17 protein-coding genes are annotated in these 18,569 nt (G+C 60.4%); 9 read left to right on the top strand and 8 right to left on the bottom strand.

Annotated elements, in window-relative coordinates; translation table 11 throughout:
• Positions 1-296: 296 nt before the first annotated feature.
• The gene (locus KGB24_RS17270) at positions 297-1,883 is read right to left on the bottom strand and encodes a winged helix-turn-helix domain-containing protein (RefSeq protein ID WP_223415384.1); all 1,587 of its coding nucleotides are present in this window, start codon (positions 1,881-1,883) and stop codon (positions 297-299) included.
• A gap of 233 nt (positions 1,884-2,116) precedes the next feature.
• Between KGB24_RS17270 and KGB24_RS17265 the strand changes: the two genes are divergently transcribed.
• From KGB24_RS17265 to KGB24_RS17250, 4 genes are all read left to right on the top strand, one after another.
• Positions 2,117-2,860, top strand: coding sequence for an SDR family oxidoreductase (locus KGB24_RS17265; protein WP_223415383.1), 744 nt, complete (start codon positions 2,117-2,119; stop codon positions 2,858-2,860).
• Between the two features lie 45 nt (positions 2,861-2,905).
• Positions 2,906-3,316: a cupin domain-containing protein gene (locus KGB24_RS17260; protein ID WP_223415382.1), complete on the top strand. Its 411-nt coding sequence runs from the start codon at positions 2,906-2,908 to the stop codon at positions 3,314-3,316.
• A gap of 98 nt (positions 3,317-3,414) precedes the next feature.
• Positions 3,415-4,512, top strand: coding sequence for an HlyD family secretion protein (locus tag KGB24_RS17255; RefSeq protein ID WP_223415381.1), 1,098 nt, complete (start codon positions 3,415-3,417; stop codon positions 4,510-4,512).
• Entirely contained in the window at positions 4,509-6,104 is a 1,596-nt protein-coding gene (locus KGB24_RS17250; protein ID WP_223415380.1) for a DHA2 family efflux MFS transporter permease subunit, read from the top strand. Before KGB24_RS17255 ends, KGB24_RS17250 begins: the two co-directional genes overlap by 4 nt.
• Before the next feature lie 83 nt (positions 6,105-6,187).
• Here the strand turns inward: KGB24_RS17250 and KGB24_RS17245 are convergent, their stop codons facing one another.
• Positions 6,188-6,589, bottom strand: coding sequence for a hypothetical protein (locus KGB24_RS17245; protein ID WP_008030819.1), 402 nt, complete (start codon positions 6,587-6,589; stop codon positions 6,188-6,190).
• Between the two features lie 219 nt (positions 6,590-6,808).
• Here KGB24_RS17245 and KGB24_RS17240 point away from each other — a divergent pair, with 219 nt between their 5' ends.
• Positions 6,809-8,356, top strand: coding sequence for a T6SS phospholipase effector Tle1-like catalytic domain-containing protein (locus KGB24_RS17240; protein WP_223415386.1), 1,548 nt, complete (start codon positions 6,809-6,811; stop codon positions 8,354-8,356).
• Positions 8,356-9,015: a DUF2931 family protein gene (locus KGB24_RS17235; protein ID WP_008024679.1), complete on the top strand. Its 660-nt coding sequence runs from the start codon at positions 8,356-8,358 to the stop codon at positions 9,013-9,015. The genes KGB24_RS17240 and KGB24_RS17235 overlap by 1 nt, the downstream gene beginning before the upstream one ends.
• A 65-nt stretch (positions 9,016-9,080) precedes the next feature.
• Here KGB24_RS17235 and KGB24_RS17230 read toward each other — a convergent pair whose 3' ends face one another.
• Together KGB24_RS17230 and KGB24_RS17225 are read right to left on the bottom strand one after the other, a co-directional pair.
• Positions 9,081-9,773, bottom strand: coding sequence for an RES family NAD+ phosphorylase (locus KGB24_RS17230; RefSeq protein ID WP_223415379.1), 693 nt, complete (start codon positions 9,771-9,773; stop codon positions 9,081-9,083).
• Complete coding sequence (locus KGB24_RS17225) at positions 9,767-10,171, bottom strand: antitoxin Xre-like helix-turn-helix domain-containing protein (protein ID WP_223415378.1); 405 nt, start codon at positions 10,169-10,171, stop codon at positions 9,767-9,769. The genes KGB24_RS17230 and KGB24_RS17225 overlap by 7 nt, the downstream gene beginning before the upstream one ends.
• 132 nt (positions 10,172-10,303) lie before the next feature.
• Here KGB24_RS17225 and KGB24_RS17220 point away from each other — a divergent pair, with 132 nt between their 5' ends.
• Entirely contained in the window at positions 10,304-10,696 is a 393-nt protein-coding gene (locus KGB24_RS17220; RefSeq protein ID WP_223415377.1) for a GFA family protein, read from the top strand.
• A gap of 685 nt (positions 10,697-11,381) precedes the next feature.
• On the opposite strand, the gene KGB24_RS17215 is transcribed toward KGB24_RS17220, so the two are convergent.
• Both KGB24_RS17215 and KGB24_RS17210 read right to left on the bottom strand, forming a co-directional pair.
• Positions 11,382-12,239 (bottom strand): hypothetical protein, encoded by an 858-nt coding sequence (locus KGB24_RS17215; protein WP_223415376.1) that lies wholly within the window; start codon positions 12,237-12,239, stop codon positions 11,382-11,384.
• Positions 12,240-12,357: 118 nt separating this feature from the next.
• Positions 12,358-13,536: a GGDEF domain-containing protein gene (locus KGB24_RS17210; RefSeq protein ID WP_223415375.1), complete on the bottom strand. Its 1,179-nt coding sequence runs from the start codon at positions 13,534-13,536 to the stop codon at positions 12,358-12,360.
• A gap of 193 nt (positions 13,537-13,729) precedes the next feature.
• On the opposite strand from KGB24_RS17210, the gene KGB24_RS17205 reads away from it, so the two are divergent.
• Positions 13,730-14,344 (top strand): dihydrofolate reductase family protein, encoded by a 615-nt coding sequence (locus KGB24_RS17205; protein WP_223415374.1) that lies wholly within the window; start codon positions 13,730-13,732, stop codon positions 14,342-14,344.
• A gap of 32 nt (positions 14,345-14,376) precedes the next feature.
• Positions 14,377-14,856 (top strand): VOC family protein, encoded by a 480-nt coding sequence (locus tag KGB24_RS17200; protein WP_223415373.1) that lies wholly within the window; start codon positions 14,377-14,379, stop codon positions 14,854-14,856.
• A gap of 29 nt (positions 14,857-14,885) precedes the next feature.
• Here the strand turns inward: KGB24_RS17200 and KGB24_RS17195 are convergent, their stop codons facing one another.
• Together KGB24_RS17195 and KGB24_RS17190 are read right to left on the bottom strand one after the other, a co-directional pair.
• Positions 14,886-16,229 carry an MFS transporter gene (locus KGB24_RS17195; RefSeq protein ID WP_223415372.1) on the bottom strand — a complete coding sequence of 448 codons (1,344 nt, stop codon included), beginning with the start codon at positions 16,227-16,229 and terminating at the stop codon, positions 14,886-14,888.
• A 116-nt stretch (positions 16,230-16,345) separates the two neighbouring features.
• On the bottom strand, positions 16,346-18,475 hold the full coding sequence (locus tag KGB24_RS17190) for a TonB-dependent receptor family protein (protein WP_223415371.1): 2,130 nt from the start codon (positions 18,473-18,475) through the stop codon (positions 16,346-16,348).
• Between the last annotated feature and the right edge of the window lie 94 nt (positions 18,476-18,569).

Below are 18,569 nucleotides of genomic sequence, written 5' to 3'. Positions count from 1 at the left end.
GCTTTTGATCTTGAGGTACACGCCCCCTCGAGAGGCCGAGTGGAGGTTCTGCGCAGTGGGCAACCCGGCATGGATGCCGGGTTAGCCGCCCCCGGCCATGGATGGCCGATGGCGGCGGGCCCACGGAGCAGGACCGGAGCGAGGGCATGCCGAGCCTAGGCGAGGCACCGAACGAAAGGGGCAAAAGCCCTTGGTTACTTGGGGCTCTTCCAAGTGACTCGCCGTAAGGGCGAAACCATAAGTGGCCGTTACCGCAGAAACGGATATACCCCCAAGCGAAGTGATCAGCACCACACTCACTCAGGCAACCCAGCCATCCTCAGCCCCTGCGCAAAACGAGCAAGATCCTCTGGCCGCTGAATAGGCAGCCATTCTTTCAAATTGGAAACACGCAATGCAGGATCCAGCTCGCGCAAGCGCTGCATCGCCTGCTTCGCCTTATTCATTTGTCCCCTCAGCGCATGACTGGCCGCCAGCAGCGCGACCGGAGGCAGCAGGGTGGGCAGGTTGCGCAATGCTTTATCCGCCCAGTCCGTCGCACAGTCATAGCGCCCGGCAACGAAGTGCGCGAGCGCCATGCCCACCTGCATCCTGAACATCTCCGGGTCCAGCGGGCTCAAGCGAACCGCATGGGTCAAAAACTCGATGGCGGCGTCTGTTTCACCGCGCAGTGCTCGCAAAATACCGCCCAAAAACCAGGCGGGAGCGAGGTTCGGATTGAGCAGTCGCGCCCTGTCGAGCAGGGCAATGCCGCCATCGACATCACCGGTGAGATGGGCCAGCGCATGCCCGCTTCGCGTCAACGCCACCGCGTCGTCCCGACCGAGCGCCATGGCCAGGCGCGCCAGCCGCGCGCCTTCGGCGATCTCTTGAGGTCGATCGGTCATCCAGCCATTCAACTTGCGCCAGAAATGACACCACGCCGCCATGCCATAGGCCGATGCAAACTCCGGGTCGAGTTCGATGGCCTTGTAGAACATCACCAGCGCCTCCTCGATGGCTTCCCGTGTGCCGTTGTGCAGTTTCGCCATTCCCCGCAGGTAATAGTCGTAGGCACAAAGGCTTTCCGTCGGCTTGCGCTTGGCCCGTTCGATTTCCGCCCGTTCGAGCTGCGGCGCGATGGCACCGACGACGCTTTCAGTGATTTGATCCTGCAACTCGAAGATGTCGTCGAGCGTGCCTTCGAAGCGCTCCGCCCAGAGATGGGTTCCGGTCGTTGCATCAATCAGTTGCCCGGTGATGCGCACCCTGTCGCCGGACCTGCGCACGCTGCCTTCCAGTACGTAACGCACGCCGAGCTCCTGGCTGACACCCTTGACGTCTACCGCCCGGCCTTTGTAGGTGAAGCTCGAATTGCGCGCGATCACAAACAGCCAACGGATCCGCGACAGGGCGGCGATGATGTCCTCAACCACGCCGTCGGCGAAATAATCCTGCTCCGGGTCGCCACTCAGGTTCTGGAAGGGCAGGACAGTGATCGAGGGTTTGTCCGGTAATACGAGGGGCTCATTCCGGTCGGCGGGCATGCCTGCGTCGATATCGTGTGCGTCAGGTTGCCGGGCCTCGGCGGTCTCGTCTGCCTCGACCTGGCCAATGAAGCGGTAACCCTTGCGCGGCACCGTGCGAACCAGGCGCTGTTCCTCACCGGTATCGCCGATGGCCTTGCGTACCGCATTGATGTGGCTGGTGATCGTCGATTCCGAAACCACCCGCCCGCTCCACACCGCCTTGAGCAAGTCATCCTTGCTGACGACGCGATCGCGCTGGCTGACGAGCTGCAGCAGTAAATCGAAGACCTGTGGCCCGATGGGCACGACTTGCCCGCGCAAGGTGAGTTCCCGGCGCTCTTGATCGAGCACGTAGTCTTCAAACACGAATGGCAAGGTGAATATCCCCTGGTCGAGCGGGTAATGAGTACGAGCAGTCGATAATACGGCAGCGCGTAACCGGCTGCACCGCCGAGTCAGGATGACATTCAAACGGCGGTTTTTTTGGACGAAAAAACAAGCGTGAGCGAAGGTAAATCCAAGGCCTGCGCAAGGACTTCGCTTACGCACGGGGGCACTCTTTACTCACACCGACAGCAATGGTTGCCGTCGTGAAGCGGAGAGAACCCATGAAGATCGTCGTCATTGGAGGCACTGGCCTCATCGGATCGAAACTTGTGAACAACCTCCGCGAACGCGGCCATGACGTGCTCGCAGCCGCCCCTAGTACGGGCATAAACAGCATCACCCGCGAAGGCCTGGCCGAAGCGATGGATGGCGCTGATATCGTCGTCGACGTGGCGAACGCACCGTCGTGGGAAGACCAGGCTGTCCTCGACTTCTTTGAAACTTCGACCCGCAATCTGCTGGCGGCTGAAGCGGCCGCCGGCGTTCGTCATCACGTGGCCCTGTCGATCGTCGGTAGCGAACGGCTTCCCGAGAATGGCTATTTCCGGGCCAAGGTCGCCCAGGAAAACCTGATCAAGGCGTCCAGCATTCCTTACACCATCCTGCGGGCTACGCAGTTCTTCGAATTTGTCGGCGGTATCGCGCAATCGGCCGCCGTCGGTGAGGAGATTTGCCTTTCGCCCGCGCTGATCCAGCCACTGGCGTCCGACGACGTAGTGGCGGCGCTGACGGAGGTCACGCTGCAAACACCGGTCAACGGTACGCTCGAAGTCGCGGGGCCCGAGGCCATGCCGCTGGACGAACTGGTCAGGCGCTTTCTGCGGGCAACCGGGGACTCCCGCAAAGTCGTTCCGGACGTGCACGCACGCTACTTCGGCGCGGTGCTCGACGATCAATCGCTGACCCCCGGCAAGCACCCGCGCCTGGGCGCGATTCGTTTCGAGGACTGGCTCGCCCGGTCCTGACGCCGGGATTCGCCCTCATTAAACAGACGCATAAGGAGATTTGCCATGTTCACCCGATATCTTCTGGCCGCTGCTTTCGCAGCGCTCTCGATCACCGCGTCGGCCGCCGACAAGCCCGCGGGCAAGGTGACGGTCGTGTTCGACCGGCCCATTCCCAATATCCCCGGCAAGAGCATGAAGGGCGTGGTTGTCGAATATGGGCCCGGCGCCGCGTCGCCGGCCCACACCCATCCGAAAACGGCCTTCATTTATGCAACGGTCCTGGAAGGCTCGTTTCGCATCAAAATCAAAGACAAGCCGGAAAAGATCTACAACGTCGGCGAAAACTTTGTAGAGGAGCCGGGCTCCGTGCACGAAGTCAGCGCCAATGCCAGCGATACCCAACCTGCGCGTTTGCTGGCGGTGTTCGTCCTCGACTCCGATGAAAAGGTGCTCGTCACGCCCATCGGCAAGTGACTTCACACACGCGCTGATTGACACGCGATAGCCGGGCGGCAGGCCACTGCCGCCCTTTGGCTGCTGCGTTTCCCGGTATTGAACAGGTAATGAGAGAAATGAACTCGCTCCAGGACAAGGCCGCCATTGCCGCCGGCGCAAGCGCCGAAAGCCCTGTCGCCGTGACGCGCCGCAGCAAGAAAAAAACCATCGGCCGATTGCTGTGCGTCGCCGCCGTTCTGGTCCTGGCTGCCGGAGGGGGCGTGGCTGTTTTCAGCGGCGCGACCTCCACCGATAACGCTTATGTGCGCGGCGACGTGACCTCGCTCGCCGCCAAAGTGGCCGGGTACATCACGTCGGTAGAGGTCGAGGATAACCAGACCGTCCGGGCGGGTGATGTCCTGTTTCGCATTGATGATCGAGACTACCGCGCTCGGCTGGCGCAGGCCGTGGCGAATGTCAGTGCGGCCCAGGCTCGCCTGAGTCATGTCGATGCCCAGACCCAGCTTCAGCGTGCCCTGATCCGCCAGGCCGAAGCCCAGCGACGCTCAGCCGCCGCCGAGATGAATCTGGCGACCAAGACCCATGATCGCAACCGCAAACTGATCGTCAGCAACGCGGTCAGCCACGCCCTTGTCGATGAAACCGCCGCCGCACAATCCAGAGCCGAGGCGACGGTATCGGCCGCCTCGGCATCGGTCGAGGCGCAACAGCAACACATCGCCGTGCTGGTTACCGAGCGCGAAGCAGCCGTTGCGGCGGTGAATCAGGCGCAGGCGGCGCGGGATCTCGCCCAGATCGATTTCGACAGCACCGTGGTCCGCGCGCCTGTCGATGGCGTTATCGGTAATCGCCAGGTTCGCGTGGGTCGGTATGTGACGACGGGCGTGTCGTTGCTCGATATCGTGCCGGTCCATGATGTGTGGGTCGTGGCGAACTTCAAGGAAACCCAACTCGAGCATATTCGCCCCGGTCAACGGGTTCGCATCACAGTTGACGGCTATCCGAACGAGGCACTTGAAGGCGTGGTCGACAGCTTTGCACCGGGCAGTGGTTCGGCGTTCAGCCTGCTGCCCACGGACAATGCGACCGGTAACTTTGTTCGTGTCGTCCAGCGGGTGCCGGTGAAAATCCTGTTGGCCCACAACCCGTTGCCGGGCCGCATCGTGCCGGGCCTGTCTGCGCGGGTCGAGGTTGCGCAAGGAAGTGGCTCGTGAGCCCGGTGGCCACCGCCACGCCGGGCAATGCCAGCGTGACGAACGGCCTCCTGCTCATGGCGGGCATCCTGCTTGCCGCGCTGACGGAAGCGCTCGCCGGCACCGTCCTGTCGCTTGGCCGCAGCGACATCATCGGCGATACCTATGCAACGCCCGATGAGTTCGCCTGGCTGGATATTGGCTACACCGCGTTCAAGTTGATCGGATTCATGACCGCTCCTTGGTTGGTGAGCCGTTTCGCTCCGCGTCAGGTCCTCATCAGCGCCACTTTGGTCATGGGCCTGGCGTGCGCCGTTGCCGCCATGACGGCTCGGCTGGATCTGCTGGTAGCGCTTCGAGTTATCCAGGGCTTCGCCGGCGGCACGCTGCTGGTCGGGGGGCAGGTGATCATCTTTCGCGCCTGGCCGCGAACACATCAACCCATCCTTCAGGCGCTGTTCGCCATGGGCGCGGTTGTCGCGCCCGCCACCCTTGCGCCGGCCCTTCAAGGATGGTTGATCGATAGCCAGTCCTGGGCCTGGATTTTCTTCAGCGTTGTTCCGCTCGCCCTGGCGGCCAGTGGACTTTTGCTGACCGCCGACGCCCCGATGCCGACCAAGACACGGCATCGTCCGTTTAACGGGGTTGGCTCCTGCCTGATCTGCGTCACCTTGTTGTGTTTTACCTATGTGCTCAGCCAGGGCAGCCGATGGGACTGGTTCGAGGAACCGCGCATCCTGTGGCTGACCGTGATGGGGGCTGCCGCGCTGCTGGCTTTTCTAGGTCAGCAGCTGTTGAGCAAAGGCCAGGGTGTGCTCGATTTCACCCTGTTCAAATCGAACGATTTTACCTTCGCCTTTATCGTCAGTTTTGTCGCCGGTGCGGCCTTGTTCGGCAGTGCGTTCCTGATTCCGGCGTTTGCACTGTCAGTCCTCGCGTTCACACCCACCGATGCCGGCCAGCTGCTGTTGCCCAGTGGCGCCTTTTTTATCGGGGCGTTGCTGATTTCGGCCTGGCTCATGCAAGCCCGCCGCGTTCCGCCGTTCGCCACCGTGCCCTTCGGCATCCTGATGATCATGGTTGCGATGTGGATGCTGTCCGGTTCCACCCGTGAAAGCGGCGCCGACGACATAATGGCGGCCATCCTGTTGCGCGGGTTGGGTCTTGGTTTTCTGTTTCTGTCGATCACCCTGATCGCGTTCAGTGACCTCAACAGGCGCAACCTCGCCAGCGGCATAGGGCTTTTCAATACGGGGCGCCAGTTGGGTGGCCTGATGGGCGTCGCAGGGCTTCAGACGCTGATCGAGCATAACGTTGTCGCCAACTCGGTGGTCCTTGGCGCCAGCGTCACTCCGGGCGGGGGCGCGGTCATCGAGCGACTGACTGCCACGACAGCGATGTTGTCGGCCAAAGGAATGGATGCAGTGGCTGCGGGTCGGGCGGCGATGAGCCTTCTGGGTCGTACCGTCACGGGTCAGTCCACCGTGATTGCTTTCGACAGCGCATTTGTTGCCGTGACGCTACTTTTCGCAGTCGCCGCGCCCATGCTGGTCGGCATCAAAATCGGGTTGGGGCGATACGCGAAGCGGCGTGCTGCGGTGTCACCTCAATGAAGGCCACTCATTTGTTTGACGCAAGAAAAAGCCCGGCTGATTAGGCCGGGCTTCTCGTTGAGTACCGCGATAGAGCCATTCATTCATACAGCGCGGCTTTCGATCAGACGGTCGGAACCACCTTCGGCAACGCGGTTTTCGATCAGACGGTCAGAGCCACCTTCGGCAACGCGGTTTTCGATCAGACGGTCGGAACCACCTTCGGCAACGCGGTTTTCGATCAAACGGTCGGAGCCACCTTCGGCCACACGATTCTCGATCAGACGATCCGAGCCACCTTCGGCGACGCGGTTTTCGATCAGACGGTCGGAACCACCTTCGGCCACACGATTTTCGATCAGACGATCCGAACCACCCTCAGCCACACGGCTTTCAATCAACCGATCCGAGCCGCCTTCAGCGACAACCGGGTGAGCGGACGAAGCGGCAAAAGCGTTAACTGCAAAAACCGAGAAAGCGATGCTGAGGAAGAGTTGGCGTTTCATGGTGGTGTGCTCCGGGGTGTAGTTGTTTGGTATGGAGGCGATGTTACGCCGCACAATTTTTAAGAGAACTTCATTGAATTAATGGTGACCATTGACGAAACCAATACATGGAAGAAGGTCCATGTTGTCCCAGTGATGGCATCTGGCTACGCGTTGCTTGATTGGATCCACAGTGGCACCCTCAGCGCCCGTTGCACCAAGGAGCCAGGTGATCAAGGAATGAGTGGATACGTACCCAACCCCCCGAAAAACTTCCGATACGACGAAGCCAAACCCGTCGACATCCACGCCAGACGCTGGGCCGAGTACGAGAAATACGGCAAGGCACCGGCGGCAGCGAAGGAGAAAGTCCGCGTCGCATTGCGCATCGGCGTGTTCTTCGACGGGACGCTGAACAATGCGAGCAACTCGGCTTCAGGATTGCTGTGTGGCGCCCATCATCCGATTTTGCCTGCGGATGTAGATGCGAGCTGCAAGCCGTATATGGCGGATCCGGAGGGGAGTTATGGGAATGATGTGAGTAATGTTTCGAAGTTGTTTGACCTCTATCCGGAATCGAAAGACGTACAGGGCGCAGGCTCGGTCAAACTAGCGTTGCGAAGCCTCTACGTTGATGGGATAGGCACAAGCGCCGGAACCGAAGACAGCCTCCTGAATGCAGCCAGTGGGCGGGGAGCAACGGGTGTAGCGAGTAAGGTGCAGCAAGCGTTCGCGGACCTGAAAACATTGGTCAAGCGAGTAATCGAGAGTAATCCTGACAGCGAAATCACCTCGCTCACCTTTGACACGTTTGGTTTCAGTAGAGGCGCCGCTGCGGCACGGCATTTTGCAAACGAAATCGTCCGTTGCAAACAAGGGCCATTGGGAGAAGTGTTTAGAAGTAACCCCAAAGGTTTCAGCTCCAGCTTTGGCAGCCAATACAACAGCGAAATCATCATGGGTTTTGTCGGCCTGTTTGATACTGTTCCCTCTGTCGCGGGCTTTACAAATATGGGCGATATCAAAAGCCCGGTGGCTCCTGGCATTAACCTGTACCTGGACCGAAAATACTTCACCGATGTCGTGCAACTGACGGCTCGTGATGAACATCGTGCGAATTTTGCGTTGAGTAGTGTCGTTCCTGCGCATCCGGAAATTCCCCTGCCCGGTGTGCATTCCGACATTGGAGGTGGTTATCGCGAGGAAGTGGAAGAGTGTGTATTGGTGAGCCCAATGCAGGCCCTCACAATCAGTAAAGGTGAAGACATTCGTACCACCTCCATTTATCGAGACGCCCTTCAAGAGAAAGCCAAGTGGATTGCTAACGGCTGGCCAGATGCAATGCTGGAGGTTGTTACTCCCGCGCCATCTGAGTTACCGGTGGCGGAACAAGATCGTTTGGGGGGCAAAAAAGTCCGAGCCTATGCGGGCTTGCAACTAAAAAGATCGGTGAGTGGAAAGTTGTCGGTGGTATCTCTGCGCTTGATGCACAAGTTGGCGAAGGAGAAAGGCGTCCAGTTTGATGATGTTCCGCAAACTCCTGAGTACGCTGTCCCGGCAGAGCTTCAATCGTTTTGTGACAACGTCCTCGCAGGTCAGTACAAACCATCACCTGAAGAAGAAAGGTTGCTTAGGCTTAAGTACATCCACATGTCTGCTAACTGGAACAACCCGATTGGCGGCAGCCGCGAACGTGGGATGAAAATCCGCTACACCAATGCTCCAACGGATGACGGAGTCCGTGTTCGCCACCCACATATTGCTGACCCAGGCTGGAGATTATTTTGATGCGAGCAATCGTCATTTTGTTGTGCGCATTGCTGGCGACAGGTTGTCAGGCAACTGAGCCATTGTCGGGCAAGGACGATCCGAAAAATCCTTGGTGGAGTCTCAGTTTCAACGAGCCGTTCTACATGAAGGTTTGGGTAGAGGACAGCGCTGTTGAAGACATCAATGGCAAGCTGTTCAACCGCACGGGCGGAGGTCGTGCATCCGGGGGAGAGCCCGAGAATGGAACCGAAGCGGCGCGTGGATGGGGTGAGCATATCGGTGGCAGTATTCGGGGAGTGGTCGGCGCTGACTTGCCTAAGCGCATATACGTACGTTGGCAGTCCATCGTCGAGCCACAAACCTATCATGCGTGGGTGGATATTCCCGAAGAGGCGCGTCAAATGATGCACGCCTCTGTGAACGAGCGTTGCGCGACGAGACCGCAGGAAGCTGCCAATTACCGGGCGGCGATGTATGTCGGATTGGCTCCCGGCGGCATTGTGCAAGTGTGGGTAGAGGATAAATGCCTGAAAACGATCAAGGTCGCACGGGCCCAGGCTGAGATAGAACCGTTAGGACCGAGTCAGGGAAAGAGCGAAGGGAAGTATGCCTATCCAGTCAGTGAAAAGGCGAAGCGCTACATCGAACAATTCGGCATCCCGTACGGCAGTTGGTAACCCCCCCCACACAAACAAAAACGGGCGCCTATCAAGGCGCCCGTTTTCATTTCGGCATAACGCAATCAAGCCTCACTAATCTGACTGACACTCGTCACCTGCCCATTCCAGACCATCTCGTAATGCGCCGCCTGAATCACCGATAAAACCGGTTTCGGCGTCATCAGCGCCCAGCAATCACTGCCGTGCCTTCGCACCGAGTGGTAACGAAGCCCAGGACACCCCGCCTCTTTGACTGACTTCCCTAAACGACGGGAGTGCGTGTAATCGTCCGGATCGTAAACAGGGTCGGTAATCGAAAGGGATGTCGCATCTTTCATCCCGACCTCTACAAAAGAGCAGGACAACCCGCGGAAAACGAACCGCTCGTAGTTGAGGCTCGGGACATTCGACCAATACAGGCTCTGATGATGCTTCACTTCTGCCAGTGCCGTTTCCAGGGTGTCCGCCAGATACAACACTCCAAAACTGCCATCGCTGAACCGCGAGCCTGCCGGGTTGACGTGGGTAAAGGGGGCCGTCGCATAAGAGCAGCCCGGAATGCCGAACGGAATTTCACTGCGGCGAATCAGCTCAAGGCGACCCACTTCATTTTTCAGCCTCGGGTTGGTGAGCTCCTGGATCTGATACAGCACTTCAAACGCGTCCGCGTCTGCCACGTCATCAAACAATGCCACCGGGGGGAACTTGGAATTGACCAGTCGATAGGCCTGCAATGGCTCGCCGGCAAGTGCTGCCAATTCGCTCAGCCTCACCATTGCGCGCCCCGCAGCACGTCGATGCGCCGGAAGGTTTCATACAAGGAAATCATATCGCCCTGAGCCATGATCTCGAGCGGGGAGCGGCCGTTGAAGAATTCGTTGTCGTTGGTCATCGACGGGAAGCCGTAGACGTTTTCCGGGTTGTCGAACACCAGGCGCAGCGCCGCGTGGATGTTGAGCACGAAACTGATGCGCTGCATCTGGTCCGCGTCCAGCGCCACCGCCCACTCGGGATCGCGTTGGCGGGCGCGGGTGTAGGTGCTGCGGGAGATGCGCAGGATTCGGCAAGCCTGATCGCTGGAGGCGCGCCATTTATCGAGAATGCCGACAGCGGCGCGCAGGCCGGTTACGCACTGGCTTTTGGTGAAGGCTTGTTGCTGGAGGGCAACGGCCATGTTCATGACCTCAAATTGAATCTATAGATTCAAAATTAGGTAAAAAGCATCTGTAGAGCAAGTTCGTTGCGACCAGTGGTGGCTGCTATCGTAATAAGCCTTCCGGTCACACGAATTCAGAGGAGGCGCACCATGGACTCTTTTACCGGCGGTTGCCTGTGCGGCAATGTGCGAATTGTGGCATCCGGGCGGCCATACCGGGTCGGCCTCTGTCACTGTCTCGATTGCCGCAAGCATCATGGCGCGCTGTTTCACGCCTCCGCGATATTCCCCGAGAGTGCGGTGACGATCACCGGCGAAACCCGCGACTATGCCGGGCGTTTTTTTTGTCCGCGCTGTGGCTCCTCGGTTTTCGCCCGCACCGACGACGAAGTCGAAGTGAACCTGGGATCGCTGGATGCCCCTGACCAACTGACGCCCACCTATGAAAGCTGGATCATTCGCCGCGAGCAGTGGTTGCCGCCGTTTCCGCTGACCCGACGCTACGAACATGACCGCGAAGGCTCGGGACGTTTTGAGGGGTAGCCCCGAAACCTGTAGGAGCTGGCTTGCCAGCGATGAGGCCCACGAAATCAACGCAATGTTCAAGGCCCAATCGCCAGCAAGCTGGCTCCTACAGGATCTGTGTACTTCGGCAGGCATCAGAGTTGTGAATGCCACCGACCAGACACCCCGGAACCTGTAGGAGTTGGCTTGCCAGCGATGAGGCCCATGAAATCAACGCAATATTCAAGGCCCAATCGCCAGCAAGCTGGCTCCTACAGGGGTTGTGTTCTACCAGCGGCATCAGCGTTGTGAATGCAATCGACCAGGCACCCCGGAACCTGTAGGAGCTGGCTTGCCAGCGATGAGGCCCACGAAATCAACGCAATGTTCAAGGCCCAATCGCCGGCAAGCCGGCTCCTACAGGGGGTGTGTTCTACCAGCGGCATCAGCGTTGTGAATGCCACCGATCAGACACCCCGAAACCTGTAGGAGCTGGCTTGCCAGCGATGAGGCCCACGAAATCAACGCAATATTTAAGGCCCAATCGCCAGCAAGCTGGCTCCTACAGGGGCTGTGTTCTTCGGCAGGCATCAGCGTTGTGAATGCAACCGACCAGGCACCCGGGAATCTGTAGGAGCTGGCTTGCCAGCGATGAGGCCCTCGCAATCAACGCAATATTCAAGGCCCAATCGCCAGCAAGCCGGCTCCTACAGGATCTGCGGTGTCACGAAACCAGTGATTGCAGCTTTTTCATAATCCCGACGCTTGGATCTGTGTTTTTGGCTGAGCCGGATTGTTCGTTGTCAGATCCATCTGTCACCACACCCGCGAGGATTTCAGCCAGGTTGTGGAAATGCCCGGTCTTTTTCTCGGCGGGGTCCAGGCTCGAGCTCTGATTCAGCGCCGCCTCCAGCGACAAATGCTGGGACAGCCACTCCGGCTTGGCTTTCTCTTCGGGGCTCATGTTGTCCATGAAATCCAGGGCGGCGCGGGCCCGACCGTAAGGGTCGTTGATAAACGGGTCTTTCCAGTTTTTTTGCTGGTCCGCCGGGCCACTGTAGTAACCGGTGGCGAGGCGCGCCTGTTGGCGCATCAAGGCTTGTGCCGAGGCTTGTTCCTCTGCGGTGAAGGTCCCGCCCTGATTGGTGGCGACGGCGTTCAGCGAGCGTCGATCCAGATCGCCCATCAGTGCATTCCGGTCTTCATCGCTGCTGGTGTACGGTTTGCCGCTGGCTTTCATCAGCGCGTATTTTTCATCCATGCGCTTGCGGGCATCCACGGCCACTTCGGCAAACGTCTTGTCCTTGGAGCTGGAGACCGCGCCAGGCTTGGAGGCACCGAGGACGAGTGCGTCGGCGTTCATGCCCGAACGCACCGGAAAGAACGGCGCGTTGCCGGCGATCGAATTGCTGTAGGCGGTGGAGGTGCTGGACAGGCTCACCGAATCGTCGTTCGGTGTCTTGGCCGGATCATCCTGAGCCACGCGTTGCTGTTGCGCAGCCGCCGCAGCCTTCGCCTCGGCGGCAGAGGTGTAGGCCGACATCGCCGCATTCGTTGAAGTCGAAGTTGAAGCAGTGATCATTGTTCTTCCTTGACGAGAGCGGCTCGCAAATGGCCGCATTGGATCGCTTTGTATCGGACAAGATACGCAGTATTTGTGAACCTATCACTCATGCATGCGTATCAACACAACTGGCGAGTCAGCGGGTAGGTGACAGCTCGTCGCTGGCCAGGGTCCGATCCACCAGGCGCAGACTGTTGCGTCCGCCGCGCTTGGATTCGTAAAGCGCGGCGTCGCCTTGCTCGATCAAGGCGGCCAGGCTCGACGGCGGCTGGTCGAACAGGTTGGCGCCGATGCTCAAGGTGACCGGTTCAGGCGTGGTGAATGCCTGTGCGGCGGTCTGGTGAAACCGGTCCCGCAGCGCGTTGCCCAACCCGACGACTCGCTCACTCGATGCGTCATTCAGCAGGATGACAAACTCGTCACCGCCCAGCCGGGCCGCCAGTGCACCGCCGGGCAAAACCGCCCGAATCATCTCGCTCAGCGAAACCAGCAATCGATCGCCGGCCGTGTGGCCGTAGAGGTCGTTGACCAGTTTGAAGTTGTCGATGTCGATCAGCAGCAGCGCGCCCGGTCGCGTGCCCGAGACGTTCTCCAGCAGGCGCGGTGCCCGCACTTCGAGGGCGCGGCGGTTGTACAGAGCGGTCAACGGATCGCGTGCCGCCAGCCGTTCAATCCGTTTCTCCCGCCGGTAGCGTTCGGTGCCGGTCATCGAGAGCGCGATCAGCATGATCGCCATTGCACCCTCAACCAGCGAAATCTGGATGATCTCGCCACGAAAGGCCGCCAGATCGATCAGCGTGCCTGGCACGACCACCGATATCGCCTTGGCCAGATAAAACAGCCCGTGGGTCAGCAGCACATAACGCAGTTGCACCGCGCCCACGCTCAAAGACTTGCCATGAGGGCGCAAGAGGAAGCTGGCCCTGAGCGTCGGCAGGGCGACCAGCAGCGAATTGGCCACCAGCATGATTTTCGACCACGACGCTTCGTCCGGCAGCAACAACATGGCAAACCAGGCTGCAAAAATCAGGTACCAGGCACGAGACAGGCGCACCTGCGTAAAACGCGCGACGCCCAACAGGAACAGAAAGTGCGCCGTCACCAACAGGCCGTTGGCGAACCAGATACCGATCAGCAATAGGCCACTGATGCGCAGCAAGGCGAGGGTCGAACCCACGGTGATCGTGGCAAATCCTGCGCTCCAGAACAGCAGCGAGGGTTCGCGAATGCTGCGCCACTCGATCGCCAGATACAGCGCGGCGGCGGCTGCGAGGGCGATAGAGAGTGTCAACATCGTTGGAGGGTCGAGCGCCATAGCCGGACGGGTCTGCCTGATCTGCGGGAGAGGGCTGTGATTGTAGCGTTCAAGACTGTTTTTCGCAGGGCTCGTCATCCGTATATCGCACTGTCGATTTCCCGGCGTCTCGTTCGACTACGGTTAAGGAATGCGCCTGATCGTCGGTGTTTCCTGCAAGAGCGCTGTCACGAAGACCAACCGGGAGAAGACCATGCGCACGCTCACTGTTGCCGCTTTCATCAGTCTTGATGGCGTTATTCAAGCACCCGGCGGACCCGAAGAGGATCCCGGCGGCGATTTCCGTTTCGGTGGCTGGATCGTGCCTTACGCCGACGAAGCCTCCGGCCAGGCCATCAACGAGCTGTTCGCGCAGCCGTTCGAGTTACTGCTGGGGCGGCGCACCTACGACATTTTCGCGGCGTATTGGCCCGGCAAAAACGGCCATCCCATCGGCGACCTGTTCAACCGCGTGGCCAAGCACGTCGCCACGCATCGACCCGATACGCTCGACTGGCAGAACAGCCGTGCACTGAAAGGCAACCTTGCCGACGCGATACGCGTGCTCAAGCAGCAGGACGGCGCCCGTTTGTTGACCCAGGGCAGCAGTGATCTGGTGCGCCAATTGCTGGCCGCCGGGTTGGTCGACGAGCTGCGGTTGATGACGTTTCCCGTGGTCCTGGGGCGTGGCAAGCGCTTGTTCGGCGACGATGCGCTGGCGTCGGCGTTCACTCTGGCGCACTCGATCACCACGCCAGCGGGTGTATTGATCAGCCGCTACGAACGCAGCGGCGAAGTACGTACGGGAACGTTCGAAGACGTTGACTAGGAAAAACCGCCACCTTCTTTTGGAGAACAAAAATGGTCAGCAAAAACACGATTTGCCTGTGGTATGACGGCGCCGCGCTGGACGCCGCGACGTTCTACGCCGAAACATTTCCGGACAGCGCGGTGAACGCTGTCCACCGCGCCCCCGGCGACTATCCGGCGGGCAAGAAGGGCGACGTCCTGACGGTCGAGTTCACGGTGATGGGCATCCCGTGTCTCGGGCTGAACGGCGGGCCGTCGATCAAGCACAACGAGGCCTTCTCGTTTCAGGTGGCGACCGACGATCAGGCCGAGACGGACCGCTTGTGGAACGCGATAGTGGGGAACGGCGGCGAAGAAAACGTCTGCGGCTGGTGCCGGGACAAGTGGGGTTTGTTCTGGCAGATCACCCCTCGGGTGCTGACGGCGGCGATCACCGATCCCGATCCCGCCGCGGCCAAGCGTGCATTTGAGGCGATGATGCAGATGGGCAAGATCGACGTCGCGGCGATTGAAGCGGCGCTCAGGGGTTAGCCGGGTTAAACAAGCCACGAGGGTGAGTTTCACCCTCGTGCCACCGCCGGCACCTCTGTTTGCTTCTCGCCCGATGAAACATCGTGCAGGGAGATCTTCGAAGTTTCCGGCAACGCCAGGCCGCCAACCAATGCCAGCACTGCAATCGCAATCAGATAGAACGCCGGCGAGAGATTGCTGCCGGTGGTACTGATCAGCCAGGTCGCCATCAGCGGCGCGGTGCCACCGAACAGGGTGTAGGCCATGTTGTAGGTGATCGCCGATGCGGTGTAGCGAGTGCGCGTCGGGAAGGTTTCCGAGAGCAGGGCGGCGGTCACCACGTTACACAACACGGCGCCAATCGCCAGGAGCATGACGCCAACGATGGACGCTGCGAACGAGCCGGAACTGGCCATCATGAACGATGGATACACCGCCACGATTAGCAGCGCGCAGGCCGTCATCACCGTCATGCGCCGCCCGACCCGGTCCGAAAACAAGCCGGCCAACGGGCACATCAGTGCGGCGAAGATCAGTGCAATCAGCGACACCAGCAACGCCGTTGCGCGACTCAGGCCGCCCGCGACCTGCAAGTAAGTCGCGAAGTAGGTGGTGAACATGTAGAACGACAGGGCCGTCAACGAGATGAACGCACCCAGGCAGCAGATGGCCGAGCCATGGTTGCGCAGGGTCTCTTTGAGCGGTGAGTGCGCGACGGCATGTTGCTGGGTGACGGCTTGGAACGCCGGGGTTTCATCCATTTTCCAGCGCAGGTAAAGACCGACCAGGCCCAGTGGCGCGGCAATCAGGAACGGCAGGCGCCAGCCCCAACTGCCCATGGCTTCGGCCGACAATGACGCCTCAAGTGCGTAAGCCACCACGGCTGCCGATGCAAACGCGGCAAAGGTCGACACCGGAATGAAACTGCCATACCAGGCTCTTTTATCGCTGGGGGCATGTTCCATCAGATAGGCGCAGGCACCGGCATATTCGCCGCCCGCGGAAAAACCCTGGGCGCAGCGGATCAGGCTCAGCAACACCGGCGCCGTGACACCGATGGCGGCGTAGGTCGGCAACAAACCGATCAGGGTCGTCGCGCCCGCCATCAGCAGGATGGTCATCGCCAGGGTACGCTTGCGACCGATCCGGTCACCGAGCATGCCGAAGAAAATCCCGCCCAGAGGCCGAAACGCAAAGGCCACGGCGAATACCGCAAAGGTTTTCAGCAGCGCAGCGCTGGCATCGCCGCTGGGGAAAAACTGTTGGGCGATGGTCGTCGCCAGAAAGCCGTAGACGGCAAAGTCAAACCACTCGACGAAATTGCCGATGCCGGCGGCGACAATCACTTTTCTCAGGGTTTGCGGGCTGACCTGCTCTGTCGCGGCGCTTGTCATGCTGAACCTCGATGTCTCATGGGTTTAGCGTTCGATTATCGCGGCAGTCGCTGAAACGTCTCAGCTCAAAAGTGTCGTCGGCATAGTCAGGACCGACTCAAAAGTGCGCCCAGGCCTCAGCGCAAACTCCACGACACCCCTACATACGCCGCCATACCTTCGCCCGGCGTCGACCGTGCCGCGTCCAGACCTTTGTCGTCGTAGCCCGGCGTGACGGTGGCGGCGTAGTGCTTGTTGGTCAAGTTGCGTAGGTCCAGCCAGGTCTGCCAGTCGCCCTTGGGGGCGTTGTAGCCCACCGTCGCGCCGAACAGTGCGTAAGGGTCGGCGTAATAGCTGTTGGCGTAATCGACCGCAGTTTTCGACACCCACTGCGAATTGAGCCCGGCGAAGAAACCCTGGGGCCAGTCGTAGCGCAGTTCGCCCTGGTAGTAGTGCATCGGCAAGCCCGGCAGGCGGTTGTCGCCGAAGCGGTCGTCGTCGCGGTAGTGGAAGTCGCTGAAGGTGTAGCTCTGGCGCAAGCTCAGTTGGCCGCCATCGCCGGACGACCACAGGTTGCTTTGCAGGCTGGCTTCCACGCCTTGGTGCACGGTCGGGCTGGCGTTGAGTTCGTAAGGCGTCACGGCATTGGCATCCGGCAACACCGAGAGCAATTCGTGCTGCACCTGAGCGTAGTACCAGGCCAGGCTCCATTGCCCCATCGTGCTGTCGCCGCGGCCGCCGAGTTCCAGGGTGGTCGCGGTCTGGTTTTGCAGCTTGACCGGATCGCGCTGGGCGCCTGTGGCGACACCGCTGCCTGCCGGGAAGCGAATGTTGGAGCTGTAGATCAGCGACCACGGGTGCGGCGCTTCGACCGAGCGGCTGAGATTGCCGAACAGCTGCAAGTCCGGTGTGAGTTGGTAGCGCAGGCCCACGCGTGGTGCGTAGTCCCAGTCGTTGAGGCTGGTTTTGCCGCCACCTTCAGGGAAGGTCACGGCGCTTTCGCGGCGGGTGTAAATGGCGGCGAGGCCGGTGGTCAGCCACAGGTCGTCGGCGATCTCCAGGTCATTGCCCATATGCAAGACCGTGTCTGAACCCTGGTAGGTGAAGTTGCGAATGGGCGTGCCCGGCGCATAGCCGGCGGTGTTGCCGGTGGGGATGCGCACTGATTCGCTGGCGCCGGCATTGGGCAAGTGCTTCGTCACGCGCAGGCCCAGCGTGCTATGGCTTTCCAGGCCCCAGAGGGTGTCGCGACGCTTATAGTCGAAGGTGCCGCTGACGTCCGTGTACGCCACCTTCAAGCGGTTGGGGCCCTCACGCAAGTCCATCGGGTAGTCATGGTAGACAAGACCGGTCTGGATACTCGAATCGTCATCGATGTAGTAGGTGGTCTTGTTGCCGAAGAAGGTGCTGCCCGGTTGTTCGCGACGGTCGTCCCGCGCCACGTAAGCGGGGTTGGCGGCCCGTGGGTCGTGCTCGATGGAGTGCTTGGTCACCCGCCCGGCGAGGTCGTTGTCGGTCTGGCGATAGCGCAGGTAGAAACGCGTTTCCAGCTTCGGGTTGAAGCGATAGCCGAAGTTGGCGATGACGCCCTGGCTCTCGCTGGCCGTGTGATCCTGATAGCCGTCGGCGCGCGCATCGGTCGTGGACACGTAGTAGTCGAAATCCCCCAGCACCTGCCCGGAACTGACCTGACGCTGCTGATAACCGTGGCTGCCCATAGCGTAGCGCACTTGCAACAGCGGTGCGTCGTAGCCGGTGTGGCTGATGTAATCGATGGCTCCGCCCAAGGCCAGCGCGCCCCTGTCGAAACCGTTGGCGCCGCGCAGCACTTCCACATGATCGAGCCACAGCGGCTCCAGCAACTCGTAGGGCGTGCCGCCCGGGCCGGTCAGCGGCAGACCGTCGAGCATGGCGTACAGCCCCGAGGCATGGGCGCCCGGTGCACGGTTGATCCCCGAGCCACGGATCGAAATCTTCACCCCTTCATTGCCCGCAGACTGGGCATAGACCCCCGGCTGATAGGCCAGCACATCCTGGTTGCTGGCCACGCGGCCCTGAAGGGGGCGGCGCATATCGACCACATTGGTGCCGCCAGGCACCTGGGCAAGCCGGGCCTCGGCGTCCTCGATCGTCTGGTCTTCGCCGCGCTGCTCCTCAGCCTGAATCAGCACCTGTCCCAGCTCCAGGCCTTGGGCCTCCTCGGCCATGGCCGGACAGGCAAGCGCCAGCCCCAGCAGCGCAGCGGGCAGGGAATTGGGCGAGGGCATGAGAGAACTCCAGACAGATAGAAACGGGCAGTGAGAACTGCGACGTATGAACTAACGAATGGAACACATGGCAATTTTGCTTTTTTGCGAGGTC

Origin of the sequence: Pseudomonas sp. BF-RE-25 (assembly GCF_019956105.1) — a bacterium.
Taxonomy (GTDB): domain Bacteria; phylum Pseudomonadota; class Gammaproteobacteria; order Pseudomonadales; family Pseudomonadaceae; genus Aquipseudomonas; species Aquipseudomonas migulae.
This window is presented reverse-complemented; position numbering and strand designations above follow the sequence as displayed.

What these genes read in the sequence shown, in the direction of transcription:
- KGB24_RS17265 (WP_223415383.1), top strand. Translation starts at nt 2,117, where the DNA reads ATGAAGATCGTCGTCATTGGAGGCACTGGCCTCATCGGATCGAAACTT.
- KGB24_RS17260 (WP_223415382.1), top strand. Translation starts at nt 2,906, where the DNA reads ATGTTCACCCGATATCTTCTGGCCGCTGCTTTCGCAGCGCTCTCGATC.
- KGB24_RS17255 (WP_223415381.1), top strand. Translation starts at nt 3,415, where the DNA reads ATGAACTCGCTCCAGGACAAGGCCGCCATTGCCGCCGGCGCAAGCGCC.
- KGB24_RS17245 (WP_008030819.1), bottom strand. Translation starts at nt 6,589, where the DNA reads ATGAAACGCCAACTCTTCCTCAGCATCGCTTTCTCGGTTTTTGCAGTT.
- KGB24_RS17240 (WP_223415386.1), top strand. Translation starts at nt 6,809, where the DNA reads ATGAGTGGATACGTACCCAACCCCCCGAAAAACTTCCGATACGACGAA.
- KGB24_RS17235 (WP_008024679.1), top strand. Translation starts at nt 8,356, where the DNA reads ATGCGAGCAATCGTCATTTTGTTGTGCGCATTGCTGGCGACAGGTTGT.
- KGB24_RS17230 (WP_223415379.1), bottom strand. Translation starts at nt 9,773, where the DNA reads ATGGTGAGGCTGAGCGAATTGGCAGCACTTGCCGGCGAGCCATTGCAG.
- KGB24_RS17225 (WP_223415378.1), bottom strand. Translation starts at nt 10,171, where the DNA reads ATGGCCGTTGCCCTCCAGCAACAAGCCTTCACCAAAAGCCAGTGCGTA.
- KGB24_RS17220 (WP_223415377.1), top strand. Translation starts at nt 10,304, where the DNA reads ATGGACTCTTTTACCGGCGGTTGCCTGTGCGGCAATGTGCGAATTGTG.
- KGB24_RS17215 (WP_223415376.1), bottom strand. Translation starts at nt 12,239, where the DNA reads ATGATCACTGCTTCAACTTCGACTTCAACGAATGCGGCGATGTCGGCC.
- KGB24_RS17210 (WP_223415375.1), bottom strand. Translation starts at nt 13,536, where the DNA reads ATGGCGCTCGACCCTCCAACGATGTTGACACTCTCTATCGCCCTCGCA.
- KGB24_RS17205 (WP_223415374.1), top strand. Translation starts at nt 13,730, where the DNA reads ATGCGCACGCTCACTGTTGCCGCTTTCATCAGTCTTGATGGCGTTATT.
- KGB24_RS17200 (WP_223415373.1), top strand. Translation starts at nt 14,377, where the DNA reads ATGGTCAGCAAAAACACGATTTGCCTGTGGTATGACGGCGCCGCGCTG.
- KGB24_RS17195 (WP_223415372.1), bottom strand. Translation starts at nt 16,229, where the DNA reads ATGACAAGCGCCGCGACAGAGCAGGTCAGCCCGCAAACCCTGAGAAAA.
- KGB24_RS17190 (WP_223415371.1), bottom strand. Translation starts at nt 18,475, where the DNA reads ATGCCCTCGCCCAATTCCCTGCCCGCTGCGCTGCTGGGGCTGGCGCTT.